Source organism: Staphylococcus sp. MZ3 (assembly GCF_018622755.1).
GTDB lineage: Bacteria > Bacillota > Bacilli > Staphylococcales > Staphylococcaceae > Staphylococcus > Staphylococcus aureus.
Window position 1 is genome coordinate 1697799 of sequence record NZ_CP076026.1, and the last position, 13332, is coordinate 1711130.

Annotated in this window: 13 protein-coding genes; all 13 read right to left on the reverse strand. The window is 33.3% G+C overall.

Annotation, left to right across the window (positions count from 1 at the left end; translation table 11 throughout):
- Positions 1–250: 250 nt before the first annotated feature.
- Positions 251–769, reverse strand: a complete 519-nt coding sequence (locus KI230_RS08175; protein ID WP_000364542.1) for an adenine phosphoribosyltransferase — start codon at positions 767–769, stop codon at positions 251–253.
- 21 nt (positions 770–790) lie between these two features.
- The gene (recJ, locus tag KI230_RS08180) at positions 791–3064 is read right to left on the reverse strand and encodes a single-stranded-DNA-specific exonuclease RecJ (protein ID WP_045177803.1); all 2274 of its coding nucleotides are present in this window, start codon (positions 3062–3064) and stop codon (positions 791–793) included.
- A 202-nt stretch (positions 3065–3266) separates the two neighbouring features.
- The gene (secDF, locus tag KI230_RS08185) at positions 3267–5546 is read right to left on the reverse strand and encodes a protein translocase subunit SecDF (RefSeq protein ID WP_000749795.1); all 2280 of its coding nucleotides are present in this window, start codon (positions 5544–5546) and stop codon (positions 3267–3269) included.
- 274 nt (positions 5547–5820) lie between these two features.
- Positions 5821–6081, reverse strand: coding sequence for a preprotein translocase subunit YajC (yajC, locus tag KI230_RS08190; RefSeq protein ID WP_001160682.1), 261 nt, complete (start codon positions 6079–6081; stop codon positions 5821–5823).
- An 18-nt stretch (positions 6082–6099) separates the two neighbouring features.
- Complete coding sequence (gene tgt / locus KI230_RS08195; RefSeq protein WP_001112045.1) at positions 6100–7239, reverse strand: tRNA guanosine(34) transglycosylase Tgt; 1140 nt, start codon at positions 7237–7239, stop codon at positions 6100–6102.
- Between the two features lie 22 nt (positions 7240–7261).
- Entirely contained in the window at positions 7262–8287 is a 1026-nt protein-coding gene (gene queA / locus KI230_RS08200) for a tRNA preQ1(34) S-adenosylmethionine ribosyltransferase-isomerase QueA (protein ID WP_001019178.1), read from the reverse strand.
- A gap of 1 nt (position 8288) precedes the next feature.
- The gene (ruvB, locus tag KI230_RS08205) at positions 8289–9293 is read right to left on the reverse strand and encodes a Holliday junction branch migration DNA helicase RuvB (protein WP_001005767.1); all 1005 of its coding nucleotides are present in this window, start codon (positions 9291–9293) and stop codon (positions 8289–8291) included.
- Between the two features lie 31 nt (positions 9294–9324).
- On the reverse strand, positions 9325–9927 hold the full coding sequence (ruvA, locus tag KI230_RS08210; RefSeq protein ID WP_000271551.1) for a Holliday junction branch migration protein RuvA: 603 nt from the start codon (positions 9925–9927) through the stop codon (positions 9325–9327).
- A 13-nt stretch (positions 9928–9940) separates the two neighbouring features.
- Positions 9941–10396, reverse strand: coding sequence for an ACT domain-containing protein (locus KI230_RS08215; protein ID WP_000368902.1), 456 nt, complete (start codon positions 10394–10396; stop codon positions 9941–9943).
- 12 nt (positions 10397–10408) lie between these two features.
- Entirely contained in the window at positions 10409–11701 is a 1293-nt protein-coding gene (obgE, locus tag KI230_RS08220) for a GTPase ObgE (protein WP_000496100.1), read from the reverse strand.
- Between the two features lie 350 nt (positions 11702–12051).
- Complete coding sequence (gene rpmA / locus KI230_RS08225; protein WP_000916187.1) at positions 12052–12336, reverse strand: 50S ribosomal protein L27; 285 nt, start codon at positions 12334–12336, stop codon at positions 12052–12054.
- A gap of 11 nt (positions 12337–12347) precedes the next feature.
- Complete coding sequence (locus KI230_RS08230) at positions 12348–12668, reverse strand: ribosomal-processing cysteine protease Prp (RefSeq protein WP_000633692.1); 321 nt, start codon at positions 12666–12668, stop codon at positions 12348–12350.
- A 5-nt stretch (positions 12669–12673) separates the two neighbouring features.
- Positions 12674–12982 carry a 50S ribosomal protein L21 gene (rplU, locus tag KI230_RS08235; protein ID WP_000457386.1) on the reverse strand — a complete coding sequence of 103 codons (309 nt, stop codon included), beginning with the start codon at positions 12980–12982 and terminating at the stop codon, positions 12674–12676.
- Between the last annotated feature and the right edge of the window lie 350 nt (positions 12983–13332).

The following is a 13332-nucleotide window of genomic DNA, read 5'->3' on the forward strand; positions in this document are numbered from 1 at the left end:
ACTTTTAAAACTTTTACAAAAATTCGACCTAAATCTACTGTTTCATTTTTTAAATATTAGTTCTATGATACTACAATTTATGAAATAAATAAACGATGTTATTAAGGTATAATGCTCAATCATCTAACATTTTCAGTAAATAAAAAATCCTAACATCTCATGTTAAGAAAACTTAAACAACTTTTTTAATTAAGTCATTGGTTCTTATACATTTGATGAAGGATTTCATTTGATAAAATTATATTATTTATTATTCGTCGTATGAGATTAAACTCATAACATCGTAATCTTTAATTTTTTCAATACCATTTAAATATTTCAATTCAATTATAAATGCAATACCTACTACGATACCGCCTAATTTTTCAACTAATTTTATTGCTGCTTCAATCGTACCACCAGTAGCTAATAAATCATCTGTAATTAACACACGTTGACCTGGTTTAATTGCATCTTTGTGCATTGTTAAAACATTTGTACCATATTCTAGGTCATACTCATAACGAATGACTTCACGAGGTAATTTCCCTTCTTTTCTAACAGGTGCAAAGCCAATCCCCATTGAATAAGCTACAGGACAGCCAATGATAAAGCCACGCGCTTCAGGTCCTACAACGATATCAACATCTCTGTCTTTTGCGTATTCTACAATTTTATCTGTTGCATAGCCATATGCTTCACCATTATCCATAATTGTAGTAATATCCTTGAAACTAACACCTGGTTTCGGCCAATCTTGAACTTCTGATACGTATTGCTTTAAATCCATTAATATTTCCTCCTAAATTGCTCACGACAATTGTGACTTTATCCAATTTTTTATTTCTGAAAAATCTTGATATAATAATTGCTTTTCAACATCCATACGTTGTTGTCTTAATTGATATACTTTGCTGGAATCAATCGATCTTTTATCAGGTTGTTGATTGATTCGAATTAAACCATCTTCTTGTGTTACGAATTTTAAGTCTAAGAAAACTTTCAACATGAATTTAAGTGTATCTGGTTTCACACTTAAATGTTGACACAATAACATACCCTCTTTCTGGATATTTGTTTCTTGTTTAGTTATTAATGCTTTATAACACTTTTTAAAAATATCCATATTAGGTATACCATCGAAGTAAATCGAATGATTATGTTGCAAAACTATATAAAGTTGAGAAAATTGCAGTTGTTGCAAGGAATTAGACAAGTCTTCCATTGACGTTGGTAAATCTCTTAATACTACTTTATCAGTTTGTTGTTTAATTTCTTCACCATAATAATATTCATTCGCATTTACTTTATCACTTTTAGGATGAATAAGCACGACAATATTTTCATCATTTTCTGTAAAAGGTAAACTTTTTCGCTTACTTCTATAATCTAATATTTGCTGTTCATTCATCGCAATATCTTGAATAATTATTTGCGGTGATTGATTACCATTCCATTCGTTGATTTGAACAGATCCTAATATATTAATTGGCTGTTCATCTTGTAACTCAGGTTCTAAGTGTCCATTTTGCCAAAATAGCGCGGCGATATTACTTTCACCAAGTGTCAATTTTAGATGATTTTTTTGTTGACCTATCGCCTTAACTGAAGAAACTGATAAATCATCCATTTCAAAAATAGGTCTAGAAAAATCTGTTCCGAAGGGTCTTAAACGATTCATATCACGAATATTTTTAATCGTTATATCATTTTCTGTTAATAATACATCTACTTGCTTTACGGGATCTAACGAAGTTGTTTTAGATAATTCTTTCATCCATTTATTTAAACCTTCAGCTAACGATTCTATATTTTCAATATCCATCGTCATACCTGCAGCCATATGATGGCCGCCAAATTTAGCGATTAACTCTTGATGTGCTGATAGTATTTCAAACATCGACACTTGATCAATTGATCTGGCGGAGCCTTTTGCATGATTTTGCTCCCTATCAATATTTAAAATTAATGTTGGCAAAGCAAATGTTTCGACAATTTTCGAAGCAACAATACCTAAGACACCTTCATGCCAATTTTCTTTTGCTAAAAGTAAAAATAAATCTCCCTTTTTAACTTTCGTTTCTGCCATAGCCATTGCTTCTTCTGTGATAGTTGCTACAATATCTTTTCTTTCACGGTTAAAATGTTCAACTTGTTCTGCTAAAAATGCAGCTTCTTCTTCGTCGTCAGTCATCAACAATTCGCAAGCTAATGATGCGTCATCTAAACGACCTACAGCATTAAGTCTAGGTCCAATAATAAAACCAATTGTTTCTTCATCAATATTGTCATTGTATCCCGCTTCTTTTAGCAATGCTTTAACAGAGGTCGGACATTGATCATTTAAGACTTTTAATCCTTGTTTCACTAATGATCGATTTTCATCAGTTAAGGATACTAAATCCGCAATGGTACCTATCGCAACTAATGCTTTAAAATAATCAGGTACATTTTCAATCAATGCTTGTGCTAATTTGTATGCAACACCTGCACCACACAATTGTTGGAACGGATAATTAAACGATGGATGCATTGGATGTATGATTGCATATGCTTCTGGTAATGTACTACCAATTTCATGATGATCAGTTACAATGACATCAACTCCTAAATCTTGAACCATTTTAATTTCATTATGACCTTGTATGCCATTATCAACAGTTATGATTAATGTTATGCCTTCATCATGAGCATTTCTAAATGCTAGTTCGTTTGGTCCATATCCTTCGGTAAAGCGGTTAGGAATATGCCATCCTACTTGTGCACCTAAAAGTTGTAATGTTGTCACTAAAATTGTAGTTGAGGTAACACCGTCGGCATCGTAATCACCATAAACTAGGATTTTCTCATCATTCGCTATCGCTCTTTTAATTCTTTCAATAGCCTTAGTCATATCGCTCAATTGCAATGCATCATGATTGACATCTGTGTCTGAAATGATGGATTCAATTGCTTGTTCATCAATAATCGATTTACTTTCTAATATTTTTTTTACGATTGGCGTTAACTTTAATTTTGATGTTAATTCATCACTTATGTATTCAGCTGGTTTAGTTAATTTCCACTTATACTTCGGTTTAATCATATATATTTACGCCTCATTTCCAAAAGACATTATATCTAAAATTACTTTAAATAAAAAGCACTTATCTAAATAATCAAGACTTTAATTATACCATTTTTTAAAAATGAATGCGGGAACTTATTTATATATATTTTGTTAAATTTAAATAAAGTAAAAAGCGATATGTGAACTCTTTAATGTTTCACATACCGCTTAATTCATTTTAAACTAAAATCTTTTCATCGTTCGATTTCTTTTCTTTATATACAACTAATTTGTGTTTCGGCGATTTTTTCAACTGACGTTTTTTCATTATTCCCCATAGCGGAACGGCAATGAAGATTGAAGAGAATACACCAGAAATCAATCCGATAAATAATGCTAAAGTAAAGTTGAATATCGTAGGAGCACCGAAGAATAGTATAGCAACTACTACTACAATAACTGTTAATACTGTATTAATTGAACGTGTCATTGTCTGTCTAATTGATCTATTAACGATATCATCAATTTGTTCTGTTGTCGTAATCACTTTAACCTTTTGTAAGTTTTCACGTACACGGTCAAACGTTACGATTGTATCATTAATTGAATAACCGACAATTGTTAATACAGCGGCGATAAATGTTAAATCTACTTCAATTCTAAATAAACTGAAAATCGCTACTATAATGAATACATCATGTAATAATGCCAATACAGATGAAAGACCCATGCGCCATTCAAATCGTAATGATACATAGATGATGATACCTATCGATGCATAGATTAATGCAAGCATTGCATTTTTTGCTAATTCCTGTCCAATAATTGGTGATACAGTATTAATTTGAGGTGTGTCACCGAATTTCGATTTAATATTATCACTCAATTTATTATCTTGAGCACGCGTTAAATCGTCTTTAAATTGAACAGTTGCTACTTTATTATCTTTACCATTGATTTGAATTTGATCCGCTTTAAGTCCACTATCTTTTACAACTTGCTCAACCTTTTGTTGAGTAATTGCTTGTTTAGATTGGAAATCTACACGTGTACCACTTGAGAAATCAATTCCTAGGTTTAACTTGAAGATATAAAGAATAACTAAACCAACGACTACAATTAAAATACTTACTCCAATTAATGGCTTAGCTAATTTAACAAAATTCCATTTCTCGAATGAAGTTTTAAGGTCATGAACATCTACACCTTCATTAATATCATGTCGTTTATTCTTTTTAACACCAAATAACCAAAATTGATTTTTGAATATATTTGATGAAACAAGTAATGATAATAAGAATCTTGATAAGAACACGGCTGTAACAAAGATCATTAGAATACCTAATAATAACATTGTCGCGAAACCTTTAACTGAACTTTCACCGAAGAAGAATAATACTGCTGCGGCGATAACTGTTGTTAAGTTAGAATCAAAAATTGTTAGGAATGAACTTTTGTTTGCTTTAGAAAAGGCTTGCTTTATCGTTCTACCTATTCGAAGTTCATCCTTAATACGCTCATACATGATAATATTGGCATCTACAGCCATACCTACACCTAATACCAACGCCGCTAATCCTGGTAAAGTTAGAACCCCGGAAATGAAATTAAATGCTACTAACGTTAGATAGATATAAGTTGTCAATGCAATAATCGCTACTAAACCAGGTAATCGGTAGAATCCAAGCATGAATAAATAAATTAATGCTACACCAATAAACGATGCAAACACAGTTTTATCTAATGCATCTTGACCAAATTGGGCACCTACTGAGTTTGAATAAATTTCTTTCAAGTCAACTGGTAAAGAACCTGCATTTAACAATTCGGCGATTTGTTTTGCTTTTTTAACGCCTTCTTGTCCTTTAAATCCACCCGAGATTTCTACGCTATCAGAATTGATTGGTTGATCAACACTTGCTGCAGAAATAAATTTAGGGTTTTTCTTTTGTGCTTCTTTTTTATAGCTGTCACCTTTTTTGAAATCTAACCAAACAACCATGACATTATCACGTTTCTTAGAGATTTCTTCCGTTACTTTTTTAAATTTGTTTTTGTCTTTTACTTTAAAAGTAACTGTAGGCTGGTTTGTTTCCTGTTTAAATTCTTGTTTGGCAGATCCCTGTTTAATATCAGAACCGCTTAATTTTACTTTATCTTCTGCATCGCGAATTGTTAAATTAGCTTGAGAAGATAAAATTTTACGTGCTTCATTCTGGTCTGTTACACCAGCAAGTTGTACTCTAATTCTATTAGGTTCTTCAACTTGAATTTTAGGTTCCGAAACACCTAAAACGTTAACACGATTTTCTAATGTTTGCGCTGTTGATTGTAAGGCTTTTTTATCTATTTTGTCGCCTTTATTTAAAGGATCGACTTGATAAAGCACCTCAAATCCACCTTGCAAATCAAGTCCTAAATTGACATTCTTTATAACACTTTTATAAGTTGCAGCCATTCCGGCAAACAACAATACGACTAAAAGCAAGAACGCAATTATTCTACTACTTTTCTTCACATGAACACCTCATTATTTACGTATGTATTTAGAATACTTGAATACTATTTTATAACGCAAGTTAAATCTTTCTTACAAAATTTATTAGCCTTATACATATTAACATACTAGAGCAGGGAGTAAAAATAGTCATAGATATATTTAATTTAAATTTAACAATTATTATGTATCACAATTTCTTTTTTTGGAATAAAAATAAGCTATTCTACATACTACTTATAACTTAAAAAGGATGAAACGCTATTCGTTTCATCCTTTTTAATACCACTTCTCATTATGAAGGGTCAACTTGTTTAATAGCAGGTTTTTCGAAAGTTAATTCAGTACCATGACCATTAACTGTAATAACAACAGTTGTTTCATCTACTGCTTTAACAGTACCTTTAATACCACCAATAGTTGTAATTCTTTGACCAGATTGAATGTTATTAATCAACTCACGATGCTGTTTCGCACGTTTTTGTTGTGGTCTGATCATCAAGAAATACATAACCGCAAAAATTACGACTATATATATTAGTAATGAAAATTGCATTTTATACGCTCCTCTTGCTTAAAAGTTTTTTGGGTTCTCAACATTTAATCCATATTGCTCGAAGAATTCTTCTTTGAAATCTAAAAGACGATCTTCTCGAATGGCTTGTCTTATATCTTCCATTAATTTTAGCAGAAAATGTAAATTATGAATAGTAGTAAGACGAATACCAAAAGTTTCCTCTGCCTTGATTAAATGACGTATATACGCTCTTGAATAGTTTTGACATGTATAACAGTCACAATTCTCATCTAACGGTCTTAAATCATCTGCAAATTTTGCATTTTTAATAACTAAACGACCTTGCGATGTCATACAAGTACCATTTCTGGCAATACGTGTCGGTAAGACACAATCAAACATATCCATGCCGCGAATACTACATTCGATTAACGCATCTGGAGATCCTACACCCATTAAATATCTTGGTTTATCTTTAGGCATAAACTGCTCTGTATGTTCAACCATTTTATACATAACCGGTTTAGGTTCACCAACTGACAAACCGCCGATTGCATAACCAGGAAAATCTAATTCTACTAAATCCTTTGCACTTTGTTCTCTTAAATCTTCATATTCGCCACCTTGTATAATGCCGAACAATGCTTGATCTTCAGGTCTTTGGTGTGCATCTAGACATCGTTTCGCCCAACGTGTTGTACGTTCAATAGATTTTTTTACATAATCATATTCAGCCGGCATCGGTGGACATTCATCAAATGCCATCATAATATCAGAACCTAAATCATTTTGAATTTGCATTGATTTCTCAGGACTCAAAAATAATTTAGACCCATTAGTATGATGTCTAAATTCCACGCCTTCTTCTGTAATTTTACGTAAATTACTTAAACTAAACACTTGGAAACCGCCTGAATCTGTAAGAATCGGACCATCCCAATTCATGAATTTATGTAATCCCCCAGCGTGTTTGATAATATCATTTCCGGGTTGTAACCACAAATGATATGTGTTGCCCAAAATGATTTTTGCTTCAATTTGTCTTAACTCTTCTGGACTCATTGTTTTAACGGTTGCTTTAGTACCAACTGGCATAAACATAGGTGTTTCAAATGAACCGTGTGGTGTGTGCACGATACCTAAACGCGCACCTGATTGTTTACAAGTTTTAATGTGTTCGTATGTTACTGCAGGCATATTCAAAATCCTCACATTCTTTTTATATAATTAACATTGCATCGCCAAAACTAAAGAATCTATATTCTAAATTTACTGCCGTTTTATAAGCATTCAGAACATTTTCACGAGTACTAAACGCTGATACTAGCATAACTAATGTTGATTTTGGTAAATGAAAATTAGTAATCTGGCCATCAATTGCTTTAAAATCAAATCCTGGATAAATAAATATATTAGTCCAGCCACTCGTTTCAACAAATTTATCATGATCGCGTCGAATTGTTTCAAGTGTACGTGTTGAAGTTGTACCAACTGATATAATGCGATGTCCTTTGGACTTAGTATCATTTAATAAATCAGCTGTTTCTTGTGTCATTTGATAATATTCACTATGCATTTCGTGGTCATTCACATCATCGACGCTCACCGGTCTAAACGTACCTAACCCAACATGTAATGTAACAAATGCGATATTAACACCTTTATTTTTAATTTCAGTTAATAACTCATCAGTAAAATGTAATCCTGCTGTTGGTGCTGCCGCTGAACCACTTTCTTTAGCGTAAACTGTTTGATAACGATCTGGATCATCTAAACGTTCTTTGATGTATGGTGGCAGTGGCATTTCCCCTAATTCATCTAATCTTTCTTGTAAAATACCTTCATAATGTAAACGCATGATGCGTCCACCTTGATCCATTTCTTTTATGCATTCAGCTATAATTTTGCCATTACCAAAATTCAATTTATTACCAACTTTAATACGCTTAGCTGGTTTCAGTAAGACTTCCCAATCATTACCTTCAATTTGAGTTAACATTAACATTTCAACTTTTGCACCAGTTTCTTCTTTTAAACCAAAAAGTCTAGCTGGCATTACTCGCGTATCGTTAAGCACTAATGTATCACCAGGTCTAAAATACTCAATGATATCTTTGAAATGTAAATGTTTCATTTCACCAGTTTCTCTATCCATGACTAATAAACGACTATGATCACGATCTTTTAAAGGCGTTTGAGCAATTAATGATTCTGGTAAGTCATAGTCAAATTCTTCAATATTCACGTTATTCTCTCTCCTCATTCGACTTTGCAAAATGTTCATAAGCTAATGGTGTTGCTTTTCTGCCACGTGGCGTACGTTCTAAAAAGCCTTTCTGAATAAGAAATGGCTCATAAACGTCCTCAATTGTAATACGTTCTTCACCAATTGTTACGGCAATCGTATCTAAACCAACAGGTCCACCATTATACTGCTTAATAATACAGTTCATCATTTTATGATCAATGTAATCTAGTCCGTGTTGATCAACTTGAAGTAAACCTAATGCGTGCTTCGTTGTTTCAATGTATATTTGTTCATCTTCATTCACTTGCTGGAAGTCTCTTACCCGCTTCAATAGTCGATTTGCTACTCTTGGAGTCCCTCTAGAACGTTTAGCAAGTTCAATGGCACTTTCTTCATCAATACCTGTGCCTAAAACCTCAGCTGTTCTAATAATGATTTCTTTTAAATCTGATTCATTATAATATTCTAATCTTAAGTGCACACCAAATCGATCCCTTAGTGGACCTGTTAAGCTGCCAGCTCGCGTTGTTGCACCTACCAAAGTGAATGGAGGTAAGTCGATACGGATACTTCTAGCCTCATCGCCTTTACCAATGATAATATCTAAAAAGAAATCTTCCATTGCAGGGTATAACACTTCTTCAACAACACTACTCAGTCTGTGTATTTCATCAATAAACAAAACATCTCCAGGTTGAAGTCCTGATAAAATTGCAGCCAAATCACCAGGTCTTTCTAATGAAGGCCCTGATACTGTACGTATATTAACTTCCATTTCATTGGCAATGATATTAGATAATGTTGTCTTACCTAATCCAGGGGGGCCAAAAAGCAATACATGATCTAATGGTTCATGACGAAGTTTAGCCGCTTTAATAAATACTTCTAAATTACTTTTTATTGAATTTTGACCAATATATTGTCGTAATCTCGTAGGTCTAAGCGACAATTCGAAATCAGTTTCTTCACTATGCATTGATTGATCAACCATACGCTCATTCATGACAACACTTCCCCTATTAATCTATTTAAAATTAAGATACAACTAATTGAAGACCTGCCTTAACAGCTTCATCAACTGAGTCATATTTATTTTTATTTAACGTTTTCTCAACTTTTGCAAGCTCTCGTTTAGAATAACCTAATGCTTCTAACGCTAACATTGCTTCTTGCACGAATTGATCTTGCACCGTCGAAGTAGCGTCTACTTGTAATAATGAATCGCTATCTTCTTCAGTGATTTTCACTTTACCTTTTAAATCTAAGACAATCTGTCTTGCCGTTTTCTTACCAATTCCTGGGAATTTAGTTAAATACGTATCATTTTCATTTTCAATGGCACGTTTTACTTCATTAGGCGTACTTGTCGCTAAAATAGCTAAAGCTGATTTCGGACCAATACCAGTAACTTTAATTAAACTCAAGAACATATCTTTCTCTTCTTCACTACTAAATCCATACAATAATTGTGCATCTTCACGAACAATTAAAGATGTATGAATTAAAACTTCATGATCTAGTTGCTTTTGAAAACGATAAGAATTTGGTGTTTGAATTTCATAACCAACACCAGCAGTTTCAACAACTACGTGTGTAGGATATAAATGTGTTAACTTACCTTTGACATACGCGTACATTATAGGCACATCCTTACATACTCATACTAATTAATTCTACTTTTGATACATAATCTAAATTTCTCAAAGCGCCAATAACATCTTCTACTGAAGTTTCTTTAGATTTAGCATTCAGTGATAATGTTATTGTTGCTTTTTCTTCCATTGGAATACTTTGATGAATCGTTAATACAGATAGTTCTAACTTTGATATAACATCTAGTACACGTGCCAACATACCCACAATATCTGTTACATATAAAATTAATGTAAATTCTCGATGGTCAAGCATTTTATCGTCTACTGGAAATATCGTTTCTCTATATTTATAAAAAGCACTTCTAGATAGATCAAACTGTTTAACGGCATCATAAATGGACAATGTCGGATCACTTTTTAAGGCATCTTTAATCTTCAATGTTTTAACCACGGATTCAGGCAAGACATCTTCTCTAATTAAATAAAACTTTTTATAATCTTTATTGTCCATCATGTTACGCTCCTATTCAACGAATTCAAATTCTCCGCCAAGAATTCTAACGATATCACCATTTTTACAACCACGTTCTCTAAGCGCATCATCAATACCCATCGAACGCATTTGACGAGCAAATCGACGTACTGCTGGATCACTGTTAAAGTCAGTCATTTTAAACATTCTTTCAATAGCATTACCACTTACCACATAAGCACCATCATCATCTCTTGAAATTGTAAATTTATCTTGTGACGGTGTATGTTTATATAATACTCGGTTAATGCCAACTGACTCCTCTTCTTCAACTGTGAAGTCAACATCTTTATATTCTTCTAATTTATCTGCTATTGCATATAATAATTGATCAATATTATCACGCGTTATTGTTGAAACTGGAATAACTGGCACATCTTCGCCAATTTCTTCTTTAAACAAGTTTAAATTATCTTGTGATTCAGGTAAATCCATCTTGTTAGCTACTACGATTTGAGGTCTATCTTCTAAACGTTGCTCGTACGCGGCTAATTCTTGATTAATGACTTTATAATCTTCAATAGGTTCTCTACCTTCAGAACCACTCATATCAATCATGTGAACAATAACTTTTGTTCTCTCTACATGTCTTAAAAATTGATGTCCTAATCCAACGCCATCAGATGCACCTTCAATTAAACCTGGTAAATCTGCCATAACAAAACTACGTTGATCAGGTGTTGAAACAACACCTAGATTTGGTTTAATCGTTGTAAAATGATATGCCCCAATTTTAGGCTTAGCTTTTGAAACGATAGATAATAAAGTCGATTTACCCACACTAGGGAAACCTACTAATCCTACATCAGCTAATAATTTCAATTCTAAAGATACATCTAATTCCTCACCTGGTTCACCTTTTTCACTGAAGTCAGGTGCAGGGTTTCTAGGTGTTGCAAAACGTGAATTACCTCGGCCACCTCGACCGCCCTTCGCTACTACAGCTCTTTGACCATCTTCAACAAGATCTGCTAACACTTCGTCTGTTTCAACATTTTTAATAATTGTACCAGGTGGAACTTTTAATACTAAATCTTCCGCATTTTTACCATGCATATTACTACTTTGGCCATTTTCACCTTTGCTTGCTTTAAAATGACGTTGATATCTAAAATCTAATAACGTTCTTAAACCTTCATCCACTTCAAATACGACTGAAGCACCTTTACCACCGTCACCGCCAGCTGGTCCACCAAATGGTACATATTTTTCTCTTCTGTATGCGGTAATACCATTACCACCATCACCGGCTTTAAGAGATATTTTGACTTGATCGACAAACATATATCTCACCTCTTTTACATATAATTTTCATTTTCCCAATAATTATAGCATATTAGAGCCCCTTATAGTTTAGCGATTAGGGGCTCTTATGCAGTTGCTTTTAAGTTTACTTTACTCAAATTGCTGATATTTCCAAGTACCAAACATGATACTTTTTTGCTTTTTATACTGCAACTGTATTCCTTTGTCCCCCTTATAGTTTAGCGATTAGGGGCTCTTATACAGTTGCACATTTAGTATAACGTCTAAAATTCCCATTTTTTAATAACATAATGAAAATAATAATGAAAAACGTTTTATAAAAAGTAAAAAACACCAGAAGATTCACTTCTGGTGTTAACTAGACAAAATTATTCAGCTACTGCATATACAGAAACTTGTTTTTTGTCGCGACCTTTACGTTCGAATTTAACAACGCCGTCGATTTTAGCGAATAATGTATCATCGCCACCACGACCTACATTTTCACCAGGGTAAATTTTAGTACCACGTTGGCGATATAAAATTGAACCACCTGTTACGAATTGACCGTCAGCACGTTTAGCACCTAAGCGTTTTGATTCAGAGTCACGTCCGTTTTTTGTAGAACTTACCCCTTTTTTAGATGCGAAGAATTGTAAGTTTAATTTTAACATCGGAATGCACCTCACTTATAATTTAATCTAATATTCTCATTATATTCTTCTTCAATAGTTTGTAAAGACACAAGCATTGTTTGAAGAATTAGTTGCGCTTCATCGTTATTTGTATCAACGCTTCTTATATGAAAATGACCACCATTGTCGTCATAATTGATATCTGGTCTCTCAGATGTCAATCCTATAATCGCATTAACACTACCAAACAATACAGCTGAAGCTCCAGCACAAACGATATCATGACCATATTCACCATGGTCAGCATGGCCATCCATAATAACGTCTGTTACTTTGCCTTCATCATTAACTGTAATATCAACAGTAATCATAATAATTACGCGTTGATTTTATCGATTGTTAATTTAGTGTATGGTTGACGATGGCCTTTTTTACGTTTTGAATTTTTACGACGTTTGTATGTGAATACAGTAATTTTTTTACCGCGACCTTGTTTATTAACAGTAGCAGTAACTGTTGCACCTTCAACTGTTGGCGCTCCAACTTTAACTGAATCTCCACCTACAAATAATACTTTATCAAATGTAAAAGTATCTCCTTCGTTTACGTCTAATTTTTCAACGAAGATTTCTTGACCTTCTTCTACTTTGATTTGTTTTCCACCTGTTTCAATAATAGCAAACATACTTTGCACCTCCTGTATAATAAGTCACGCCATACATAGGTGACATTTCGTTATTGAGTCAAGCGTTTGCACTCTACGTTGTTTCGGTCGCAACTCGAGTCATTTATAAACATAAACTCTTCTCGTTTCTTCCTTCAACGCCTTGATTGACAATCGCTTTCTTTCAATAACTTCTGCAAATGAGTCAAGCGTTTGCACTCTAGGTTGTTTCGGTCGCAACTCGAGTCATTTATAAACATAAACTCTTCTCATTTCTTCCTTCAACGCCTTGATTGACAATCGCTTTCTTCATTAAAAATGTTCTTGAACCTATATTTGAGCGGTTGTATGTAGCTACTTATAACTACTCA